This window comes from Saccharicrinis sp. GN24d3, assembly GCF_052400645.1.
GTDB lineage: Bacteria > Bacteroidota > Bacteroidia > Bacteroidales > Marinilabiliaceae > Saccharicrinis.
The window spans coordinates 241,544-264,885 of the sequence record NZ_JBQTGI010000006.1 but is presented as its reverse complement, the minus strand read 5'-3'; the positions used below and the strand labels follow the sequence as shown (position 1 = coordinate 264,885).

The window sequence follows — 23,342 nt, the reverse complement described above, 5'->3', positions numbered from 1 at the left end:
GATTATTAATTTTTTGTAATAATTGCCGTCCAACCACCTCCAGGAGCAAGATGAATGTTTAAAACATCTCCTTTCCGAACCGATTGCTTCTTCATTTTGTAGTCAGCCGCATACCGATGGGCATTTACACCATCCTGCCATATTTTTAGGGTATAGTTTCCCTCGGGCAGAAAGTCAAAGTTAAGTTGCATTTCCCGCTCTGTCCAGTTGGTCATAGCGCCCACGAACCATTTTTCACCGGATCTGCGCGCCAAGGCAATGTACTCCCCAAGCTTGGCATCGAGTACTTTTGTGTCGTCCCATATGGTAGGAACTTCAGATAAGAACTTCATACATTCAGTTTCTCGATGGTAATTTGATGGATTGTCGGCTAGCATTTGCAACGGGCTTTCAAATACAACGTACATGGCCAGCTGGTGGCAACGGGTTCCCGAACTCATGGGTTCTTTTCCGATGGGTCTAAAATTGTGTTTGGTTGCATTTTTCATTGCACCTGGTGTATAATCCATGGGGCCGGCAACCATTCGAATGAAGGGCAATAACAAATCGTTGTTCGGATTGGCGTCAAAACCCCATTTGCTTTGTTCCATTCCCATTACACCTTCGCGGGTAATGACATTTGGGTAAGCACGTCTCATCCCGGTTGGTTTATAAGCCCCATGATAACTGACCAGCATATGTTTGGCCGCAGCCTTTTGAGCCACCCGGTGGTAAAAATTGACCATCCATTGGTCGTCTCGTTGCATGAAATCGACTTTAATACCTTTGATGCCCCAACTTTCAAATTGTTGAAGGATGGCATCCAGGTTTTCATCCAGCTCCTTCCAGGTCACCCACAATATCAACCCCACGTTTCGGGTCTTGCCATAATTTACCAATGCCTGGATATCAATGGCATCGATCACATTTAGCACATCACCGGACTGATACCAGCCTTCATCCAGGTTAATATATTCCAATCCATATTTCGAGGCAAAATCGATATAATACTTATAGGTCTCCGTGTTAATACCGGCTTTAAAATCTACACCGTAAATGTTATTGGCATTCCACCAATCCCAGGACACTTTCCCCGGTTTAATCCAGCTTGTATCATCCAGCTGCAAAGGTGTGGCCAGCTTATAAATCAGCTCCGACAAAATCAGATCCCCATCATTGGCGGCAACGACCATTACCCGCCAGGGAAAATTTCGTTTCCCCTGTGTTTTGGCCAAAAAATCGGCATGTTTTATTACTTTAGCATTACGGTCTCCTTTTGGTAACACCTCGAGCGGATACCCTGCAAATTTCCCCACAAGTGCATGTGGATTTTTGTCCGATCCTCGAAGAAACATTCCGGGATAATCCACCAGGTCCGACTCCGAGATATAGACTTTTATTCCGTTCTCCAACACCACCAGCGTGCCTGTTGAGCAGAACCTTTCGGAGGTGACATCCGACAACTTCAAGTGAAGGTATTCGCGCTCCTGATGAGAATACACCTGTTTCTCCTCGGGAAACCAAATGCTATGATCGTCTTTAAAATTGAATGTCACCGTTTCGTCCATAACAGTGTAGCTGCCCTTTCTGTCCGACACCCAACGATAAGCAACACCTTCATCATATGCCCTCGCAAGTAATGAATAACCTCCTTTAAAATCCAATTGCAATTCATTGTATTCGTCCTTAATGAGGTTAAATTTTCGAGGAACAACAGGATGAATCTCCTTCGAAATTTTCGTTGTTTTTATACTTCGGACTTTTGCATCTTTTCCAAATGTCATTCCGTTATCAATCGAAAATGCAATTTCAGATTTTGCAACGATTTCTTCTCCTTTAAAAAACACCCGATACGTTAAAACATCATCCACTTCCACTTCGATTTTGATTTCTCCCGAAGGGGATTGAACGGTATGGGATTGTGCTATAACAGAATAACAACTGGATAACAAGATGATGAAGTAAAACAATTTATGTGTCATGACCGATTAAGTTTATTTTTAATTCGAATTGCTTCTTTAGTAATGGCTAACCCACCTTTTCCCGTGCATTTCACACAGGACGGCATGGTTTTACTCACTCTTGCCACGGTATTGATTACCTGGTCAAGCGGAATTACCGCATCAAAACCCGAAACAGCCATTATTGCAGACGAATAAGCATTTACCGCAGCACTAATATTCTTGCCAAGACAAGGAGCTTCGACACGATCGGCAATCGGATCGCACACCAGGCCGATCATATTTTGAATAGCCATTGAAGCAGCCCCGACGGCTTGTTTTGCAGTTCCACCTATAAGTTGCGTAATAGCAGCTGCTGCCATCCCGGATGCAGCACCGCATTCTACCTGACATCCGTGTTCTTCGGCAGAAAAACCCGGCCCCATGGCAAAGTATGCACCAACAATTCCGGCAGCAAAGTATGCCTTGACCACTTTCTTTGTGTCTACCTGAATATCTTCGGCAATTGCGCGTAACGAGCCGCCAACAGTTCCGCAGGAACCGGCCGTAGGAACCGCGACAATCACCTCCATGGCACTCTTGGATTCCATTAATGCACTAACGTTGGCTATAATATTGTTCATTACAGAACCTGTCAATTTACCCTCACCCTCTGCTTTTGAAATCAAGTGAGACTGCTGATGCAATATCCGATCTTCATATTTTGTTCCGGCCAAACCAATATCAATGCTGTTATGTACAACCTGTACAAGTCTGGCCATCTTTTCGTTTAGTTCTGACTCCGTTAATCCGCTTAAATGTTTTTCGTAAAGAAGTCCCAGATCTCCCAAATCCATTTGAATTTCATCGGCATAACTAAGTAAAGACTCTATCGAACCGAAAGGCATTGGGGTTTGTCTGCCAGAAACAACCGGAAGAATGGGATTTACAATGGAAATATCTTCAACACCTGATTTCTTTTGAAGTTGAAGTATAAAATCCGAACTAAAAGGCAAAGACGATTTGAGCTTAAACAAATAACTGTTTTCTTTTTCACATACTTGAAGATCTATACCTTTCGGTAACATGGATTCTAAATCATCCTTCATATTTGTGAAGAAAAGGATTTCATATAAATCGCCATTTATCTGTACATTATAGCCATTGACTGATTGTATTTGAAAAGTTCCGCCACCTTTGGAGATTGCCACAATCTGCACTTTCTTATTTGACGTTCCCCACAAGGTTAATCTTACCGTATTGGCATGAGATGTTTCAAAAGAACTTACCCGGTAACTAATTTCTATTTCCTTCTCAATGGCAAGATTATCGGTATCTTTCATGGCAGGGTCGGTAATCTCAAGTCCCAAAAGCCCTCCATTGATACCCATGCAGGTACCCTGTTCGCGGTAGTTTGGTGCCCAGGCCCCATCTTCGGCGAACTCAATGCATGCTTTCCGCAACCCTTCGTTTAAGATATCCAGGGCAGTTCTGGCGATGCGCCAGGATGCCGCGGTATGCGAACTTGAAGGCCCCCGCATTACCGGACCAATTACATCGTTAAAAATGCTCGGTAGTTGTTTCATTATTCAAAAAGATTAATTTCCTGTCCAAATGACTCGCCTATTGAGTTGCCATAAATGTCTGCAGCTACCGCATAATCCTGAATGGCCACGCCAACACTTTTAAAAATTGTGATTTCAGTCTCAGATTTCCTGCCAGCAATTTTATTCAGACAATATTCGCCAATCTCGCCGACAAGGTGGTTTGCTGTGATTATTCCTTCTTTCAATGGTTTTATCAGATCGCCGCTTTCTTTTAGACAAGGTTCTGTTTGGTCAACATAAACTTTGGCTGCTTTAATTAGATATGGGTCGATTTCTTGCATATGGGGCTGAAACGAGCCGATGGCATTAATGTGTACCCCCGGTTTTACTTCGTCTTTCTTGAAAAGGGGGGCCGTAGAATTTGTGGCTGTACAAATAATATCAACATCTTTTAATACAGAAGTTTCCTCGGAATAAATTATTTCAATCTGAAATTTTTCATGCATCTCATGAATAAACTGTTCTGCAGCTTCCCGAAATTTATCGAAAACAAAAACTTTTTTTATTTTTCGTTCGCATAGTACCGCTTCCAATTGCGTTTTACCTTGGATGCCGCAACCAAACAGAGCCATGTTTTGTGCATCTTTTCGGGCAAGAAAACGTGTTGCCAATCCGCTTGCGGCTCCGGTACGCAGTGCAGTTACGTACTCACCGTCCATCATCGAAAGTATTTCTCCCGTAACCGAATCAACTAACAAGATAATTCCCTGGATGGTTGGAATGCCCGGCACAGAAACCCCTTCGCGCTGGGTCAGGAATTTTATACTTACCTTCTTGTCTTTCTCAACAAAAGCCGGCTTAAAAAGCAATAGCAATTCCTTTGTGGGCAATGTTGTCATAAATCGTTGCGGCACAAAAGATTCGCCCGACGACAAGGAGGAAAATGCATGTTCCATGGCATCAATTGCCTTTTGCATGGAATAATTTTGCTTAATCTCGCCTGCTTTTATTATTTTGATCGGTTTTCTCATTTACTGAACTTTAATCCCTAATGGATGTATTGTTGTTTATAAAATCCGCACATGGATTGTTTATCTGATTACCCCTGTCTAAATGGTGCGCAATCACCATCCTATTAAAATGATCCTATTTCTTATTTTGCTCCTGCCGGCAAATTCTTTTTCCAATAATTGAGCATGGTCATTCGCAGGTGCATGGTTGTATTTTCTCTTTCGCTGATGCTGTGCGATCGCATGGGGTAATCAATCATTGTAAAGTATTTGTTTTGTTTTATCAGTTCATTTGCCAACATCTGGCAGCTTTGGTAATGGCAGTTGTCGTCCCCCGAACCATGAATCAAAAGCAGGTTTCCTTCCAGGTTTTTAGCATGAGTAATAGGGCTCCCGTCCCTATATCCTTCCATGTTGTTTTTAGGCAGGTTCATATAGCGTTCCTGGTAAATATTGTCGTACAACAACTGGTTGCTGATAAATGCAATGGCAATTCCGGTTTTGTAAATTTCAGGGTAACGGAATATACAGTTCAGGGTGTTTGACCCGCCGCCGCTCCATCCCCAGATTCCGATACGGTCCGGATCAACAAAATCCCATTCCATAATTTTCCGTGCACAAGCTGCCTGGTCGATAGGTGCCAGAATTCCTATTTTTTCATAAACACTTTTTCTGAATTCGCGCCCCCGGGGTGTATTGGTTCCTCGGTTGTCAACACTCATTACAATGTAGCCTTCCTGCGCCAGCAGCTGATCCCATAAATTTCCAACCCATTTATCCTGCACCGTTGATCCGGCCGGTTCGCCGTAAACGTAAAATATAACCGGGTATTTTTTCGAGGGGTCAAAATTGCTGGGTTTTATCATCCAGGCATCAAACTCCATCCCTTCATCGGTTTCAATTTTTAAGAATTCTTTTTCTGGGATTTCGTAATTCGCCAACTTGCTTTTCAGATTACTGTTGTCTTCTAAAACACGCAGAACCCTGTGATCGGGCAACGAAATTACTGAGTAAACCGGTGGTGCAGCATGGTTTGAAAAAGTATGAATGGCGTATTTGCAATCCGGCGAAATGTTATAAGCATGTTGTCCGCTCTGCTCTAATGGAGAAAGCCGTTCTGCTTTGCCTTTCCCGTTGAGTTTGCTTCGGTAAAGGTAGCGTTGTGTGGCATTTTCGGGCGATGCGATATAGTATGCCCAGCCTTTATCTTGGTCGATATTCAGTAATTTAATTACCTCGAAGCCGCCTGAGGTTACAGGTGTAATAACACCGTTTTCTATTGAAATTTTATTCAGGTGTAGCCATCCGCTTTGGTCGCTGAGCCAGGTAAACTCTTTTCCGTGGTTTAACCAGGTAAGGTTATCGTAAATGTCGAGCCAGGTTTCTACTTTCTCTGTATAAACAACTTTGGCAACCCCGCTTTTTGCATCGGCAAAAAATACTTTGTTGGTATTTTGTTCTCTATTAAGCTGCTGAATGATCAACTCATCCGATGAATTTGCCCATTCCATTCGGGCCAGATAATTATTCCGGGGATCGCCAGGAATATCCATCCATCTGATGTTTTTATCGGATAGAGCTATCGTACCTATTTTTGCGGATGAATTGTCGGTGCCCACTTTAGGGTAGGGGAGTGGAATTAACTTGGGATAAATTGAATCCAGGTTGTTGATCATGTAGAAAGTCCCGGTCCCTTCGGTATCCAATTGCCAGAAGGCAATGTTTTTGCTGTCTGGACTCCAGCGGAAACCATCGCGGCAGCTTAGCTCTTCCTCGTAGGCCCAATCGAAGGTTCCGTTGATGATGTTATCGCCCCCATCGGTTGTTAATTGCTCCAATTTTCCCGTTCCCAAATCCTGCACATACACATTTTGTTGGTAAACGAAACCAACCTTTTCTGCATCGGGCGAAAATTTCGCAAACATCAGCCAGGTGGCTTCCAACGAAGTTCCGATTTGCGTGAGTTTTTCAGTTTTTAAATCCAGCACCCAGTAATCGCCGCGTGTATGGTAACGCCAAACTTTACGTGTATTGGTGAAAATCAGAAGTTTGCTGTTGTCCTGCGACCACGAATAACTACTTATGACGATGGGCTTTTTTGCGCCTTTGGGAATTAACTTTCCGGCAGAAACCAATACCGTGCGGGTTCCCGTTTGGGCATCGTAGGTCACAATATCTTTCCCACCGATTGTTTTATTGGTTTCAAGAGCTGAATACCCTTTGTTGTCTTTCATCCAACGCACGGTATTTATTCCTTTCTGCCTGAAAACGTTGTTTTTGTATAAATCTTCAAGGCTTATTTTTAAGGGCTTTGTGTCTTGTGCCTGTGCTGTAATAATGGTTCCGGCTACTAAAGTTATAATCAACGTAAATGCAAGTAATTTCTTCATAACTAATGCTTCTTTAAGTGTCTTAATTGTTTTGAATGGTTTCTAGCCCTTCGTCACGCATTTCCCTCCATTGGGCAATCATTTCCTGCTTCATGTTTTCAACAATATCGTTATGTTCATTGGCAATGTTGTTTGTCTGTGCAGGGTCAGTGTTCATGTTGTATAATTCAAATTTCACTGGATCGTTTTTAGCTATCCATTGTTTTAAATCCAACGAATCAGTTTTTTCGGGTAACCAGCCAATCAGTGTATAATTGTCTTTTCGCATTGCCACTTGTGGCATTCTGAAATAGGTGTCTTCGTGGTTTGGATAAAACCAGATAGGCGAAGCAACGCGGTCAACCTTCTTGTTCAGAAATGCGTTAAATGCATTTGACCCGTCAATGTTTCGGTTGGTTGGAACGGGTATCTCTACCAATTGGCATATCGTAGGCAAAATATCACAACCGTTAAAAAGTTCACGGCTTGTTGTCCCTTCCGGGATCACGCCCGGAAACCGAACAATTCCGGGAACGCGGTGACCACCTTCGTACGGAAAGCGTTTCATGCCTCGCAACTCACCCGGTGTGCCAAAGCATTTGTCACGGATGGGGTCATCCCAGTTACCCAGAGACTCTTCTGTGGTTACGGGTGCTTCCGGCCCGTTGTCGCTCGTGAAAAGCACCAGGGTATTTTCTTTTAACTCTAATTCTTCGAGGGTATGCATCAGCCTGCCAAAGGCATCGTCAAGCTGATTAACCGTTCCGTAGTATTCTTTTTTGTACTCCGAAATATCTTTTTGGGGCCGCGCCACTCGTCCGTATTTCATGCCTTTTTCCAGCTTGTTCACTTTCGCATTGTCATACTTCGCGCTGTATTCTATGGGCGGAGCTATCGGTGTATGTGGTTCGTGCGAACATACATACATAAAAAACGGTTTTTCTTTGTCACGTTTGCTTTTCAGCCATTCTCGGGCATCGTCCACAATCACATCGCAGTACCAGCCTTCCACTTCGCCTACCGGCTCTCCGTTTTTAATGAATTTTTTATAGTTTTTAGGTCCGCCAAAAGCATTCAGGGTGGTACCCATCCAGTAGTCAAAACCCTGTTCGCTGGGTCCGGGGTGGCTGTATCTGTTTTTCTCCAGGGTTGAAAGGTGCCACTTTCCCCAGAAAGCAGTTTCGTAGCCGTGTTCGTGAAGGAGCTCCGCAATGGTAACTTCCTGTTCTTTAAGGTAGGTTTTTTTGCCATGAATGTAGAAGAATCCGCTACGGTATGGGTTTCGGCCGGTTAACAATGCTGCCCGGGATGGGGAACACACGGTACCTCCCGAATGGCAATCGGTCATACGCACGCCTTCTGTAGCCAGCATATCGATGTTGGGTGTTTTAATAATCGGGTTGCCATAACATCCCAGGTCGCCGTAGCCCAAATCATCGGCCAGAAAGACGATAATATTTGGAGGATTCGCTTCTTTTTTGCATCCTCCTGTCATGATAAGACTGCCCAGGATCAGTAATACAAACAAATTTTTCATATGCTTAAATAAACTAATTATTCATTTTTACGGGATCTTAAATACTGCTCCCCGATTTATTTACTTCCGCGTCAATTTTCACCTTGGTAGAAACTGCCTAAATTTTTAGGATAAGATTGCCCGTCTAGCAAAATCTATATTCATCCTGAATTAAATCACCATACAGTTTAGTGCTGCAGATAAGACTAGCGTAGATGACTTAATCTAATATCGTGGTTAAGCGCAATATAAGCTGCAAGATATTCCAATTATTTGTTCCCAGTTGCAATATGTTACAACAATTATTCTTTTTAATGTAAATTTCAAAAGTAGATTATATTTTATTAAAATGCAACTTTTTAAGCTGATTCAAAATACTTAATAAAATACTGGGAGAATCAGTATATTTTGTTCTTTTCAAGGTTTGAATTTTATAAAACAGAAAATAAATATTTCTTGCGATGTGGTACTTTACTATACGCTATTTCTAAAGGTTCATATATTATAAAATAGCAACCCAAAAGTATTGGTAGGTGGATCCTTTGTTCCATTTATACAACAAGGTAAATATAAAAATTACGTGTATAGCTGTTCGCAAATGCAACCATAGCGGCTGGTATATAACAGCTAATAATTTGAGTTTGTAATATTGTTTTAATATCTTTGATAAAATAAATAACAAGCATTGATTTGGAATGACAATACAAATAACTAACTGTTTTTTGAGCCAGCGGATTATGTAAAAAAACAAATGCCTTGCTATTATAAACCATACCAGCTTAGATAAGCTGACTTAATCTGGTAATTCTTACAGAACCATGTGATTACTTCACCTTACAGACGTAATACTAATTACACTTGATAAATAATATTTAATACATTTTAATATATGAAAACAACAAAAGATAAAAGAGACATTATATTTAAATCCTTTATTGTCTGTACCCTTGCGTTACTTTTTATCCCGCCTGTTTCGGCTCAGGATATTCTGATAAAGGACACGGGAATACAAAAAGGAAATGTGGGAGGTTATCTGATTACACGAACCCAAAAAGTGGACGAGTCGTTTAATGCCGGTTATTCCATGTATGCTATGGCTTATCCGTTACTGAAGGAATATCCCGGAAGGGATTTCCAAACGGGATTGTTTGGGACCTGGATGTTCCCGCAGAATGACGAGCCTTTACCTGTGGAAAAACTGTATACGGATATTGAAGGAGGACTTGGCTGGTGGCGCGATACAGAATATGCCACAAAAACACCAAAATTTATTATGGGTGGGGTTCAGTTAAATTTCGTTGGATGGGCAAATGGTACAGGAGCCGGCAAAGGAAGAGACTGGGATAATCCGAAAGGAAAATATGGTGTGGCGCAATTAAGTCCCTGGGTATTGTGGCCACCCGACGGACTGAACCTGAAGCAAGGCACAAGCAATAAATTATTTGGGAACGGCTATTTGCCTTTGCCGCTTACCGAAGCGAAAGCGAAGACAGCAGGGAAAGATATTTCTACCGGAAATCAGTCCTGGACCTTATTTTTAAACACTAAAAATTTCAAGGGGCCTATAACATTCTTCACTCCATATTTCTGGTCTGCGGCATCCGTCGACGATGCTCGTGCAGAAGGGCTGTTTCTGGATCAACGTCCCTCGAAGGCGAACAAACAGTATCAGATGGAAACGCAGCACATTCATTCGGTGCAAGCCGTCGATTCAAAAGGGGTACACTATGCGCGCATGGCGCCAACACGTTATCCGGTAGGTTCCGATGGCAATACCGAATTATTGCATCGCCTGATGGTGTACAATAAAAAAGCGCTGTGGGACGATGTGGAAGCCTGGTTTAAAGGGGGAAAGCCAGCCGACAGTAAAATTAAAGTGGAAGGCGCTACCATGCAGAAATTTCAAAAAGGCATCAGATCTAACTGGAAATTTTACGGTGATAATATTCCGAAAGAAAAGCGTGCTTTAATGAATATAACATCGTATCTCGATCCTAATGTAACCGACGATGCCACCTTAAGGGTTCGCTGGGATGGTGATTTGGTAACAAAAACCGTGGAAAACGGACAAACATTAGTAACACTTCCGGAATACTACAAACTGGTAAAAGAAGAAAACGACGAGGTTGGCAAGTGGATTGCTGTAGCTCCCGAAGAAGTGCCCGCAGAAACCGGATTGCAAAAGGTTAGCTTTAGCCGGGCGTACGAAGGTGGTTCGAAAACCTATGTAACGCCAGAAGACCAAGAGAGTTGCTGGAAGACTCCAGGACCGGCAGCCGGCCCGTTTAAGGCTAAACTGGGCGATGGGAGTACGGTCACCTACTACTGGTACCGCTTTGCCGACCAGCCTGCCTTGCTCAATGCTGATTTGAGCAAAGCCGAACGCGAAGAAATGCAACGCCGTGTAGAGCTGCTGCACAAAAACTGGACGAAAGAACGCGAATACCTCCCTGCCCCATTGATTGGCGAACTGGCAGAATTAGATCCTGCCTTACTGGTTACGCCTCCTAAAGGAATGGAAATTGGTTATGTACCTATCGTAACCCGTCAGGGAATCGAGTAAGCTTGATCGTCAGCTGCCAGATTAACCGCGATCTGACATTAAGGAATCTGAAAAATTCCTTAATGTTGGCAGGCATCAGCGTATCGAGGTAATCCCGAATTAGATGTAGTATAATGACAATTTTGGGATTAATTTAAAAGCTACTTCTCAATATTCGATCAAGGAAAATTGAGAAGTAGCTTTTTTAGGATATCCACTAAGCAAGTTCTGTAAGATTTGATAACCTCGCGAACTGTGTTGATCTGTGATCGGTATCCCGGTTAATTACGCGGAATTATTATTGCTTGGTGCATACGTCTTTTGCTTATTACAAAAAAGCCCTGTAAATTAAAATTTACAAGACTTTATCGCTTATCGTGTGCAGCTTCGGGAATTCTATTCAAACCCCCAACGCTGATTATGCCTTTGATAAGGTGCTTTTCTTCTATTTCGCATGTTGCATGCCCAATTCCTTGACTTTCTCAACTCCAAGCGGCTGTCTGTTTTTGGGGGCACTACGGCCATTTGATTTTAGGTTCTCAAGTAAATCCTGAAGTTCCTTTCGTTTATTAGCTTCTGTAAAATACAGGTTGGTCTTTTCGCCCGGATCCTTTGTGAGATTATATAGCTGACCGGTTGCATCAACTTCTTTCTCCGGCAAAGCATATTTTTCAAGTAAATCACTTTTATAATTATTCCCTCCGGAGCCTTTATGGTCAAGATACTTCCAGTTTCCCTGGCGGATCTGGAATTCGCCGCGAAAACTCTGGGTCAGCATATATGGCCTGATGGATTTATTTTTGTCTTCGGTTCCGAGCATGGCCGGTAACATATCAAAACTATCAGTAGCATCTTCGTATTTTAGTTTATAACCGACAATAGAAGCAGTTGTGGCAAAAATATCAGTAGTATTGGTCATCTGATCAGACACCAAACCCTTTGGGAATACTCCCGGCCAACGAACGATAAAAGGCACCCGGTGACCTCCTTCCCAGGCATCCCGTTTCATCCCTCTCCAGCCTCCTGACGCATCATGATTGTGATCCTGACGCATCCAGTCTACATGAACAATTTCCGCCCCGTTATCCGCATTAAACATTATGATGGTATTATCATCTATATCCATTTCTTTTAGCATATCCATAACGCGCCCAACAATAACATCCAGTTCCCTTACAAAATCGCCACGAGGGCCGGCATCCGTGATCCCGTTAAACTCTGGGGCCGGGAGTACAGGGGCATGAGCAATCTGCGTTGACAAAACTGCAAAAAATGGTTTCTCTGGTGTGTTTTTTCTATGTTCTGTTATAAACTCGCGGGTTTTCTTATAAAACATCAAATCCGCTTCCATAAAATTATATCCCGGAGCCATCCAGCCCTCATCATTATCCCAACGCCACTTACCACCCGGATTGGGTAAGTTATCTTGTTTGTGTCTTTGGCTGGCCGGAACAGGAACCATACCATTTTCTATGTATACATATAGCGGATCTGTGCAGGGACAATTGGGTGTAATAAATGATTCGTCGAAACCTCTTGCATTTGGGCCATCAATCAAGGGAGTACTTTTTTCGTAATCAATAAGTAAGGCATTTTTATAGCCCCCCCCTAGTCTTTTATTATCCTTGTCGAACCAGGAAAGCCCGACATGCCATTTCCCAAAAACACCTGTTCTGTACCCTTTGGTTTTTAACATTTCTGCAATCGTGAGCGTTCCGGGTTTCAAATAACTTGGTCCTCCGGGGCCTTCAAAGGCTCCTCCACCCCTTCCGGTAGAACGGTATATTTGCTGTCCGGAGTAAAGCCCATATCGGGAAGGGGAACAGATTGTGGACGGGCTGTGGGCATCCGTAAACATGACCCCTTCCTTAGCCATTTTATCCAGGTTAGGGGTTTTATAGGCCGCTTTATCATTGTAACACGAAAGATCACCATATCCCAGATCGTCGGCATAAATAATGATGATATTTGGCAGTTCCTGGGCGTATAAACCAACAGTACCTGCTATCCAACCCAACAGTACAATCAATAATTTAATCATAGTCTTTTTTTTATATTTTATCCGTAAAACTGATTTTATCACTTCAATATTTTCTCCTACAATAAATATTTAAACGCAACGCGGAGGATATCATTATCGTAAACACAGCTTGTGCTTTTTCTGGCATTGCTGTCAATTGTTTCGTATGGGTCTAACGGAGATCCATATTAAGCGTAATTATTTTTCCTTCTTCGAGAGAAACATTCCGGCTATCTTTATCCCCGGTTTCACCTATCTTAGAATTTCCTTCCGTTACTGCAATATGCGCTATGTCCGATGGCATAACAAGCTTTATCGTTTGATCTTTAGCTGACAACAGGCTTACATTTAAAGTCTTATCATCCCATGACAGGCTTTTTACCTCTACCTGGCCTCGACACAACACCCCTTCTATTGATCCCTTCGGAAATTTTTCCGATAGAGCAGGTAACAAATATAATTTTCCGGGTTCGCTGGCCACTAGCATTTTAATAATTACTGCCGGCATGCCACCGCTGATGTCCATATTAAACAAGGAGCGGTGATTGTGCATGGAAGCCAGGTTGTTCAACCAAAACCTGTTTACAAGATGCTGCAGACATTCATAAGCCAGTTCGCCTTCTCCCAGGCTAGTAGCAGCTTGGCCCAGTTGCACCAGACCAAAGGACATAAATCCCCGCTTGTTGCCCCTCCAATGCTTGTCGAGTTTATATTCAATACTTTTCTTAAACGCATCTTGCAACGCCTTGCTTTGCTCTATCTCTTTGGAAATTCCATCGTACAGGGGATAAAGCTGGGAAGAGTGTCTGTGATCGTCATTATTCTCAAGTTTCGGTGTTAACCACTCTTTTATGATACCGTCATCCGTAATCATATATGGCGGCATTTTTTCAAGCATGGTTGTCCAAAGTGAAATTTTATCGGCATTTACGCCCAACTCTTTGGATACAGAAATAACGTTGGTTAAAAGTTCCTTTGCCGCTGCCACATCCATGGTGGCATTAAAAGTTCCCTGTGAATCAATATTCTTAGGCGTATTTTCTGGTGATTGGGTGGGAGAAAAAACATATATCCCATCCTTATTTTCATATAGATAATCTTCGAAAAAAAGTGCGGCTTTTTCCATAAAGGGCAAGCCATGTTTAACCATAAATTCATGATCTCCCGTGTACAGATAATAGTCATAAAAAAAATGTGCCGCCCATGCTGCACCGGCCACCCAGAAACCACCTGCAAATCTAGCATTGAGGGCATTATTGTAGGCATGTGTTGTTGACCTGGAGGGCAAAACTATACCTCTGGAGTTAAAAATGTGCTTGGCGTTAATTTCCATATACGGAACAATGGACTCCATGTATGAAATGTAAGCCATCATGAGTTCCGGCATGTTACCCATTAAAAGGCTGGCGATAGCAGAGGGAACATTACCGTTATGCGTAAAGTCACTGGCCCAGCCAGGAACATAGGTGCCGCCCCAAACTCCTTGTAGGGTTGGTGGTAACTCTCCAATACATGAAATAATATTGTACCTTGCTGCATCGAACTCTTTTTCGAGTAAGGCCATGTTCATATGATCACTTGTCGATTTTTCTATCAGTTTCTCGGTTGTAAGCAGGTGATCTTTTCCTCCTCCCAGCTCAAGCTTCATCCGGTTGAACATTTCGCCATGTATTTTAGCATGACGCTCAAGCAACGTTTGGTAATCAGGATTTAAACCAGACATAAAACCCTTCATCTCTTCCACCTCTGATTTTGCGGCATCATAAATCATTACAAGATCGAACAAAACAAGAACTTTTTCCGCACCTTTAACCTCTATTGCCTCACTGCTTTCTATCAATTCGCCGTTATGCTGAACTACTTTTGCTATACTTTCCATGGCGTGAATACTTCCGGGGTAGGCTTTTGTAAAACTGTTTTTATACGTTATCGTATTGTTGTTAACCGTTTTTACAATATCGCTAACATGATTCTCAAAAACCTTGTAAGATTTTCCGATTGTCTTTAGATCCAGGTTATCACTTGGTTTTCTGGGATTAAGGCTTAAATTAAAATCAACAGCGCCAGCCGGGCCGGTAATTAACAACACGGCTATTCCATCAGCTCTTGAAACAAACATTTTTCGTTCAAAAACCCCTCTGTCATCGCTCCAGTGAACAGTTGCTTCGCCCGTCTTAAAATCAACCGAACGCATATAGTCGTTCACTTCCCCTTCGGCTTTCATCTGCAGATTCACGTCAAATGCAGGCACAAAAGGATCCGGATACATAAAACCCTCCTGCCCGGACAGATTGAATGCCAGTTCGGTAGCTTGTTTGTACAATCCTCTGTCTATAAGATTTCGAATTTCAAATAGCATGTGCGAATTATCGGGTGGTACCGTTGGTGCTCCTTGCGGAAGAAACAATCTTTCGTGGCTGAAAATAATAGTTTCCTCCAGGGGGCGGCTCAGGATATTAACCCCAATGGTTCCGTTTCCGCAAATCAATCCCTCTTCCCAGGTTTTTGCAGGTAGCGAACTGATAAAACCCCGTTCGGGTACTTTTAGCTTTTTCGATTTGCCGGCCGCATCCAATGAAATTAAAGTGTTTACGAGGTATAATATTCCAAAAAATAAATATGCTGACTTCATGATTTTATAATTTAATTGTTACGCGATATTTACTAATTCCAATAATTTTCAATTAAATATTTTGTGTCTTTTCCATGTTTTAACCAATCCTGGTATTCCTCTCTGGATTTAAAAGGAGGATAATGATGCGGCATTAGTTTTAACGAAGTGATTTTCAACGGAGCAGGATTGGACGGTATATGTTGCTTCAATTCTTCTTTGATGTGATGATAAGCTGGATTTTTTGCCAGATTAAACCACTCTTCTTCATCTTCCATTTGATTATACAACTCCTCGCTTCCATCAATGTATTGAATATATCTCCAGTTTTGGGTGCTAATGGCAAATTCACTGAAATTATAGGATGTAATTGCGGGATATTCCCATTCACTCTTTGGATTTTTGAGTAGAGGAATCAAGCTATGTCCGTCGAGGTCATGTCGTGCTGGCAATCCACATAAAGTGCCAAGTGTTGGATAAATATCCAGCAATGAAACTGTACGATGGCATTTGGTTCCATTTTCTGAACCTTCAGGTAACCCCGGGCATCCTTGAGGCGCTTTGATCATCAGCACTGAACGGGCGGTATTTCTCCATAGTGCAAACTTTCTCCAATGCTCTTTTTCCCCCAACTGCCAGCCATGATCCGACCATAACACAACAATTGTATTCTCGGCATACTTGCTATTTTCGAGCTGGGTAAGAAGTCGACCCAACATCGCATCGCAAAATGCAATGGAGGCGAGATAGCCCTGAACTGCCTGTTTCCATAGGCCGGCTTCAAGAATGTGTTTATGGTAGTTCCCCCCTCTATGTGCTATATCCATTGCCCTGTCGCTCACATCATCCAGATCATTTTCCATAGTTTTTGGCAACTGAATTGAATCCAGGGGAAACATGTCAAAATATTTTTTCGGCACATACCAGGGAACATGAGGACGATATATACCACAGGCAAGAAAGAAAGGTTTTTCATGGTTTTTTCTTAATTGGTCGGAAACCCATGTCACACTCTTGTAGTCTGCCATTAAGGAATCTTCAATATCCAGGGCGGCCCAGTCAAACATTTTATACATGTTCTCAAAGGCAGGCATATTGATGGTGCCTGATTCCGCTTTTTCAGGGATATATTCATCCGGCATGTTTTTCTTTTGCGATGGCCAGTATTCATCCCAACAAGTTGTATCAACCATATGGTAATGATAGATTTTCCCTGCTCCGGCCGAGTAATATCCATTATTCCGGAAATATTTACCCATGGATGTGTAGTCGGTGATAACCTCCCTCCAGTCCTGATAATTTGAATATACTCCGGATGTATGTGGCGCTAATCCAGACATAATAGAAGTGCGGGAAGGATTGCACGCAGGGCTTGCGCAATATGCATTGGTAAATAAAACCGATTTATCGGATAAGCGTTGGAGATTCGGAGTAATTGCCTGTGGATGACCTCCAAGGGGTTCAATCCAATCGTTCAAATCATCTAAGGAAATAAAGAGGACGTTTGGTTGTTCCGCCGGTTGGCGGCTACATCCGCTCGCGAAAAAAATTAAAATTATTGCAATTCCTAAAATAAAACGAACTCTGTTTTTTCTGCATTTACATATCATAACTACCTATTAATAAAATAACTAAAAGTTAAAGGCTATAAATCGGTTAATCTGTCGCATCATTTGCGATAAGTATTTCGGCTTTTCCTCTAGTTTTTTATATATTCTAATAATCGATTTAACTCTATTACTTTTTCAGGGTATTTATCCCATAAATCTGACCGTTCAAAAGGGTCGTTTGTTAAGTTATATAGCTGACCGACAACGAGTAAAGAATTAGCATGAGCACGATCTTTACCAGAGCCAGAACCTTTTGTCCCCTGTATTAGCTTCCAGTCTCCCTGCTGAATGGCGAACACCCCGTTGCCCGAATGAAATACCCGGGGGCGCATCTTATTCTCCCTCGTCGTGCCTCCTAGTAACGCAGGTAGGACATTATAGCTGTCTTCTGCAGTATTAGCCGGCAATTCCACATCGTGAAGGGCCGCAAAAGTAGCCATCATATCGGTAAGGCTAAATACCTCATCGCTTTTGGTTCCCGGTTTAATTCTTCCCGGCCATTTTGCAATAAACGGGACTCGGTGTCCTCCATCCCAAATCTGAGATTTATATCCTTTAAATTCGCCTGCCGATTTATGTCCGTTGGCTCCTTTCCTGGGGCCATTGTCACTGGTAACAATAATCAAGGTATTATCATCCAACCCATATTCTTCTAGTGCTTCGGTTATCTGTCCGACGCACCAGTCGACCAAAGCAACCAGGTCTCCTCTGGCACCTTCTTCTGTTTTACCTTTCATAAAATCAGGAACCATCCAGGGGATGTGAGGTGACGACGGGACGAAATACAGGAAAAAGGGATCATCAGGATGATTGGTTTGATGGTTTGCTATATAATCCACTGCTTTCTCTGTTAATCTTACATCAACGTCTTCCTGCGACCAGTCCGAAGCCATTAGCCCTTTTACTACTCCTGGCCTTGCATCCATTTCTTCCGGAATCATTACATTAGGTATAGATATGGTTTTTTTGTTCTCGATAAAACAATATGGAGGGTCACTCGTAGAGCATCCGGCTGTGCCAAAAAAATAATCAAATCCACGTTCTATTGGTCCTCCGATAACAGGTTTCGTAAAGTCAACATTATCCTCCTCGTCATATGAGGCAGGCCTGCCATCCTTTGTATTCCAAGTCATCCCCACATGCCATTTGCCAATGCAAGCCGTTTTGTAACCTTCGTTCTTTAACATTGAAGCAATGGTCATTCGTTCTTCCTCTATCAAAGGGGTATCTCCATAAAAATCGGCCAATACCCATTCTTTTAGCCTGGTTCGCCAGCAATATCGGCCCGTAAGCAGGCCATAGCGCGTAGGAGTGCACAGTGATGATGGCGTATGTACATGGGTAAACATCAATCCCTCGGTGGCTAATTTGTCCATGTTTGCGGTTTGTATTTTTGAATCCTGGTTATACGAACCCACATCACCGTAACCCATATCATCCGCCATGATAAAAACAATATTAGGCTTATCATCTCTTTCACGGGTGCAACCAATATTTAAAGAGATTATGCATAACACCAGTAATGCACTTATATTTGTCGAGGTTAACTTTATTGGCATACTATTTTTGGGTTTTTACTTGGGATGTATAGTAATATTCACGGATTCCTTTTTTTCCAGAAAAAGGAAAACGACAAGCTTATCAGCTTCAAGTTCATGAACTATGCTTGTTTTTGCTTCTTTTAATGGTTTGCCGTTCAGCATAACAGCAGCTTTATCTGCATTCCAGTTTCTAATAATAAAAGCAGGATTACAAATCGGATTCTGTTGACTCCCTGCCAGGCAGAGTTCAAGTTTCTGTGTTTTTGTGTATTTACTTTCCAACCGGTAGCATTTTTCGCTCTTATCATAGCCATTGGAGACATAATCTCCGCCTTTAACGGAAATCTCAGGAGCATAAGCCCAGGAACGGCCAAAACTTATCAGTTCATGCATGTTCATATCGTTCATGCCATACAGACCAAACCAGAACAAGCGGTTTCCCTTTTTGTGAATAACCGGATCGGAACACGGGGAACTCATAAAATGACTGGGACGGTCCACGGTTTTAGCCCACCTGCCATCACTTCGTGCCTGATTCACCGGAAAATGATTATATCCTCCGTTAATCCATCTTACGCTCATCCGATTTCCGGGCTCAAAACAGATATAGGGTTTATTTTTAGCTTTAAAATTAAATTGCTGAATAGTATTATCCCCCTTCCAGTTAGTGGGCTTCTTATTTTCATCTACCGAAACAGGGCAGGTATAATAATCATAGTCTGCAACGGTCACATAATTATCTTTCACGACCTCTTCGCTTCGCTGACCGGGCTGCGTAAGCGGCAGCGATTCCTGTAACTGTACCGGATGCCCGGCACTGCCTTTGTTCCACGAAACTTTTCTAATGGCCGAACCATCAGGATAGATGTAATAATACTCATCTACCCAACACTCCCAGCCGGTTTTAGGGTCGGGCTTCCAGGTGTGGTCGTGAGCACTCACAGGAGCATAGCGCCAATGAACTACTGCTCTGGCTTCTGTATTTTCGATGATTCTCACGTGGGAGAAACGACAGTGTCGGTCCTGCATATGTTCGAAACAACCTTCAATATCATTTTTTCCGTTGCCCCAGGTTTCGAGGCTCTGATCGGCCATCCAGTTTTCATTTTCCGAAACCCAGCAAGGACCATACCTGATTCCCCGCCAGAAAATAAACTTAACAGGATTATTTTCAAAACATACCACAATATCCGGATCCTGATCAACAGGCCAGAGAAGATCCCACCCCGGGTAATAGTTCAGCTTTGTGTAAAATGCCCCAAAACGATTGGGCTTATTTTCAACTACAGGTAGTCTTCGTACCTCAATATCAGGATCAACTATCTCATATTTTATAAAATTGCCCTTGATATGGTCAGCAGTTAATGCCGTATCAAATATTTTAATTTCATCAATAATACCATCCAATCCGTAATAAGCCGGGATTGTTCCCCAGGTCCGGATTGTGTTGCTTGGTCTTAAAGGCTCCGGCACCATTCCAAGGATACAATTTGTTTTTTTAGGAAAAGTTATCGAGCCTTCAATCTTCCTTGAGGACACAAGTTCACCGTTTACATATAGTTTAATATCCTTTTGTGCGGTATAAACACCGGTGATGTGCATCCATTTGCGGAGTGGTATGGTCACATGGGCGCTCGTAGTGGACATCCATTTTTCGCTAATGGCGGTTTCAAAAGAAACTTGTCCGTGAGGGCCAATCAGAAGACGATAACCCTTTACTTCGTTGGATTCGGTAGTAACTACCGGACACCAATTCAATGGATATTCGCCCAAAGCAACCCATGCCTCTATGGTTAGTTTGGAGCCTGGTTCTTGAATATATTTTTCCTTACGGACAATTCTTGTAGTAAATCCATCAAGCCTTAATCCCTGACCTTTTATTCCCGGTGCGGTTGCGAAATTACCTTCCAGGGTATCGGCGATACCACTTTCAGCTTCAATGACGGTCCTGTTTTTTATTTCGCTAAAATCCCAGGATGATATAGGAACAGCATCCTGTGCAACCGATGTTAACTGAATCAGGACTGTAAGAAAAAATGACAATATTCCGCTTTTCATTAAAATTCGCATAATCAAGTTTTAAGATATACGTGATAAAAACAAAACCTATTGAAGTTGCTGTCAATAGGTTTTGTTGTTTTTTTAATCACTTTTGTGGCTCGGCCGATTCGGAGTACCTACTTCCTTACAACCTTGTACAATCCTCCTTTTACGGTTTTGAATTCAATAGAACCATCTGCTTTGGTTTTTGTAGCAACCCGTTTCCCGTCTTTGGTTATTGTAAATTTTCCTCCGGCATCAATCCTGCAGATGTTTCCTGATTTTGACAGGACGTCCACTGATGAAACCTTGTTGTTTTGCCATTTCATATTCAGCTCGAAACCTCCACGGGCACATACGCCGTCAAATGTGCCTTCTTTCCATTCGTCGGGAAGAGCGGGCAGCAAGTCGATTACACCTTCGTGGGATTGAACCAACATTTCGGTGATACCGGCCGAAGCACCCATTGTACCGTCAATTTGAAGTGGGGTGCCGCACTTGGCAAAGAATTGAGGATAGCATTGTTCTTTCAAATAGCCCTTGAATATTTTATTGGCGCGGTTGCCATCGTAAAGGCGTGCCCAAAGCGCCATTTTCCACACACGTGACCATCCCGAAGCTCCGTCGCCGCGAAGTTCCAGAACTTTCTTGACCCCATCAATATATTCCGGTGTGCGTTTGGCTGATATCACATTTCCGGGATACAAACCGTATAAATGCGAGTTGTGGCGGTGATTGGGCTCCATTTGTTCGAAATCTTCGGTCCACTCCTGCAAGGTGCCGTCTCTTCCAATTTGAGGTGGCGCCAACCTTCCACGGGCAGCGGATACTTTGTCCGAAAAATCAGTATTTAACCCCAATGTTTTTTCTGTTTCAAGGTAATAACCAAACAAATCCGTAAGAATCTGAATATCGATGGATGCTCCGTAGCAAATGGTTGTGAAATACCAGAAACCGGTTACTTCATCGAAAAAGTATTCATATCCGGGGCCTTTGGGAGGATTCTCAGGTGAGGTGGACGGGTTGGTTACCAGGTATTTTCCCTGTGGGTCTTCAATCAAGAAGTCGAGGAAAAACTGCACAGCACCTTTCATCAACGGATAAATTTCTTCCAGGTATTCCTTGTCCTGATTAAACATGTAATGCTCGTACAACTGGTTGGTTAACCACGCACCTCCCACGGTGAATGTCCCCCAGCATGGTCCGTCCATAGGTGCAGCAACGCGCCATAAATCGGTATTTTGGTGGAATACCCAACCACGCGCTCCGTAATGTTCTTTTGCCACCTTCGCACCCTCGTCGGTTAATTCCTTCACCATGGTAATCAGTGGCTCCATTAGTTCCGGCAGGTTTCCGGTTTCGGCGTGCCAGTAATTCATTTCGGTATTGATGTTGGTGGTGTATTTGGAATCCCAGGCAGGGTTTACTTTGTCGTTCCAGATTCCTTGCAGATTGGCAGGTTGCGTTCCTTCTCTCGACGAACCTATTAAGGCATAACGTCCGAAGTTGTAACAAAGTGCGGCAAGGTTAGGGTCCGAATTGTCCACATTTTCCAGCATTCTTTTATCAGTAGGTTTAAACGATTGTTCTGTTGTTGGAAGCTCCAACTTAACACGCTCAAAATATTTCTGATAATCAACTACTGCGGCATCTCTCATCTCTTTGTAGGATTTGCCTTCCACTTGCTTCAGGTAGTTTTTTACACGTGCCACCTGGTCAGCACTCACGTCTTTGTAGTTTACAAAGTTGGTGGCAGCGGCAATGACAAAGGTAACGGCATCGGCATTTTCAACGATTATATAATCGTTTTCCGTTTTTATCCTTCCTCCTTCGTGTAAGGCTTTTAGTTCTGTACGGTGCTTGAGTTTCCCTTCAACCCCCAAATAATCGGTCGATTTTCCATTTACGGTTAGTCCGTTTTGGCCAACCATATCCATGGTAAAATAATCGGTCCCGTAGTTTGAGTGGGACATATTGCGCACGCCACGGAGCTGCGCTTTAAAAGTCAGGCTCCCGGGCTTATCGGCAGTCATATGCACCAAAACAACCTGGTCAGGCTCCGAAGTAAGCACCTCGCGATGAAAAGTTACGGTACCAACGGTATATTCCACACTAGTGATCCCTGTTTCCAGATCGAGCCAACGTTTATAGTCAGCTACGGTTTCTTCCGTCTGGTTGTCGAACATCAGCACCAGATTGGCTAGTGGCTGGTATTTTTGTTGTTCAACGGGGTAGCCCATCAGTTTGCGGCCAAAAAGTTTGTGTCCTTTAATGGGTTCACCTTCAAAAATAAGCCGCTGAATTTCGGGCAAGGCCTCAGCACCCCCTTTTACAACCGTGGAGTAAGGCCCTCCCGACCAATAAGTATCTTCGTTAAGCTGAACGGTTTCTTCGCCATATTTACCGAATGCCATGGCACCCAAACGTCCGTTTCCAACCGGAAGTGCTTCTTCCCATTGTTTTGCCGGGCTATCGTACCACAACAAAGTTGCCGGGTCGAATTTCTTTTCGTCGATTTGAGATGGAATATCCACCTTTTGAGCGAACAGGCCTAAAGAAAATCCGGTTGTCAGAAATGCTAATGCTATTAATGTTTTCATGGTTGTTGATTTACGCG

The 23,342-nt window shown here is 42.9% G+C and carries 12 protein-coding genes; 1 reads left to right on the top strand and 11 read right to left on the bottom strand.

Going from position 1 to position 23,342, the window contains the following annotated elements:
* Positions 1–5: 5 nt before the first annotated feature.
* From ACT29I_RS09485 to ACT29I_RS09465, 5 genes are all read right to left on the bottom strand, one after another.
* Entirely contained in the window at positions 6–1,961 is a 1,956-nt protein-coding gene (locus ACT29I_RS09485) for a glycoside hydrolase family 97 protein (RefSeq protein WP_444793289.1), read from the bottom strand.
* Positions 1,958–3,505 (bottom strand): L-serine ammonia-lyase, iron-sulfur-dependent, subunit alpha, encoded by a 1,548-nt coding sequence (locus ACT29I_RS09480; protein WP_444793288.1) that lies wholly within the window; start codon positions 3,503–3,505, stop codon positions 1,958–1,960. Before ACT29I_RS09480 ends, ACT29I_RS09485 begins: the two co-directional genes overlap by 4 nt.
* Positions 3,505–4,497 (bottom strand): ornithine cyclodeaminase family protein, encoded by a 993-nt coding sequence (locus ACT29I_RS09475; RefSeq protein ID WP_430932116.1) that lies wholly within the window; start codon positions 4,495–4,497, stop codon positions 3,505–3,507. Before ACT29I_RS09475 ends, ACT29I_RS09480 begins: the two co-directional genes overlap by 1 nt.
* A gap of 122 nt (positions 4,498–4,619) precedes the next feature.
* Positions 4,620–6,866, bottom strand: a complete 2,247-nt coding sequence (locus tag ACT29I_RS09470) for a S9 family peptidase (RefSeq protein ID WP_430932117.1) — start codon at positions 6,864–6,866, stop codon at positions 4,620–4,622.
* A gap of 22 nt (positions 6,867–6,888) precedes the next feature.
* On the bottom strand, positions 6,889–8,382 hold the full coding sequence (locus ACT29I_RS09465; protein ID WP_430932118.1) for a sulfatase family protein: 1,494 nt from the start codon (positions 8,380–8,382) through the stop codon (positions 6,889–6,891).
* Between the two features lie 868 nt (positions 8,383–9,250).
* On the opposite strand from ACT29I_RS09465, the gene ACT29I_RS09460 reads away from it, so the two are divergent.
* Positions 9,251–10,924, top strand: coding sequence for a hypothetical protein (locus ACT29I_RS09460; protein ID WP_444793287.1), 1,674 nt, complete (start codon positions 9,251–9,253; stop codon positions 10,922–10,924).
* Between the two features lie 424 nt (positions 10,925–11,348).
* Here ACT29I_RS09460 and ACT29I_RS09455 read toward each other — a convergent pair whose 3' ends face one another.
* The 6 genes from ACT29I_RS09455 to ACT29I_RS09430 form a co-directional block, all read right to left on the bottom strand.
* Positions 11,349–12,944, bottom strand: coding sequence for a sulfatase family protein (locus ACT29I_RS09455; protein ID WP_444793286.1), 1,596 nt, complete (start codon positions 12,942–12,944; stop codon positions 11,349–11,351).
* A 151-nt stretch (positions 12,945–13,095) separates the two neighbouring features.
* Positions 13,096–15,555 (bottom strand): glycosyl hydrolase family 95 catalytic domain-containing protein, encoded by a 2,460-nt coding sequence (locus ACT29I_RS09450; protein WP_444793285.1) that lies wholly within the window; start codon positions 15,553–15,555, stop codon positions 13,096–13,098.
* Positions 15,556–15,587: 32 nt separating this feature from the next.
* Entirely contained in the window at positions 15,588–17,144 is a 1,557-nt protein-coding gene (locus tag ACT29I_RS09445; protein ID WP_444793284.1) for a sulfatase, read from the bottom strand.
* 89 nt (positions 17,145–17,233) lie between these two features.
* Positions 17,234–18,703, bottom strand: a complete 1,470-nt coding sequence (locus tag ACT29I_RS09440) for a sulfatase family protein (protein ID WP_444793283.1) — start codon at positions 18,701–18,703, stop codon at positions 17,234–17,236.
* Positions 18,704–18,718: 15 nt separating this feature from the next.
* Positions 18,719–20,755, bottom strand: a complete 2,037-nt coding sequence (locus tag ACT29I_RS09435) for a LamG domain-containing protein (RefSeq protein ID WP_444793282.1) — start codon at positions 20,753–20,755, stop codon at positions 18,719–18,721.
* A gap of 107 nt (positions 20,756–20,862) precedes the next feature.
* Entirely contained in the window at positions 20,863–23,325 is a 2,463-nt protein-coding gene (locus tag ACT29I_RS09430; protein ID WP_444793281.1) for a glycoside hydrolase family 95 protein, read from the bottom strand.
* Positions 23,326–23,342 lie beyond the last annotated feature (17 nt).

Coding starts and splice junctions, on each gene's coding strand:
- ACT29I_RS09430 (WP_444793281.1), bottom strand. CDS start 23,325: ATGAAAACATTAATAGCATTAGCATTTCTGACAACCGGATTTTCTTTA.
- ACT29I_RS09460 (WP_444793287.1), top strand. CDS start 9,251: ATGAAAACAACAAAAGATAAAAGAGACATTATATTTAAATCCTTTATT.
- ACT29I_RS09475 (WP_430932116.1), bottom strand. CDS start 4,497: ATGAGAAAACCGATCAAAATAATAAAAGCAGGCGAGATTAAGCAAAAT.
- ACT29I_RS09440 (WP_444793283.1), bottom strand. CDS start 18,703: ATGCCAATAAAGTTAACCTCGACAAATATAAGTGCATTACTGGTGTTA.
- ACT29I_RS09465 (WP_430932118.1), bottom strand. CDS start 8,382: ATGAAAAATTTGTTTGTATTACTGATCCTGGGCAGTCTTATCATGACA.
- ACT29I_RS09480 (WP_444793288.1), bottom strand. CDS start 3,505: ATGAAACAACTACCGAGCATTTTTAACGATGTAATTGGTCCGGTAATG.
- ACT29I_RS09470 (WP_430932117.1), bottom strand. CDS start 6,866: ATGAAGAAATTACTTGCATTTACGTTGATTATAACTTTAGTAGCCGGA.
- ACT29I_RS09485 (WP_444793289.1), bottom strand. CDS start 1,961: ATGACACATAAATTGTTTTACTTCATCATCTTGTTATCCAGTTGTTAT.
- ACT29I_RS09455 (WP_444793286.1), bottom strand. CDS start 12,944: ATGATTAAATTATTGATTGTACTGTTGGGTTGGATAGCAGGTACTGTT.
- ACT29I_RS09435 (WP_444793282.1), bottom strand. CDS start 20,755: ATGCGAATTTTAATGAAAAGCGGAATATTGTCATTTTTTCTTACAGTC.
- ACT29I_RS09445 (WP_444793284.1), bottom strand. CDS start 17,144: ATGATATGTAAATGCAGAAAAAACAGAGTTCGTTTTATTTTAGGAATT.
- ACT29I_RS09450 (WP_444793285.1), bottom strand. CDS start 15,555: ATGAAGTCAGCATATTTATTTTTTGGAATATTATACCTCGTAAACACT.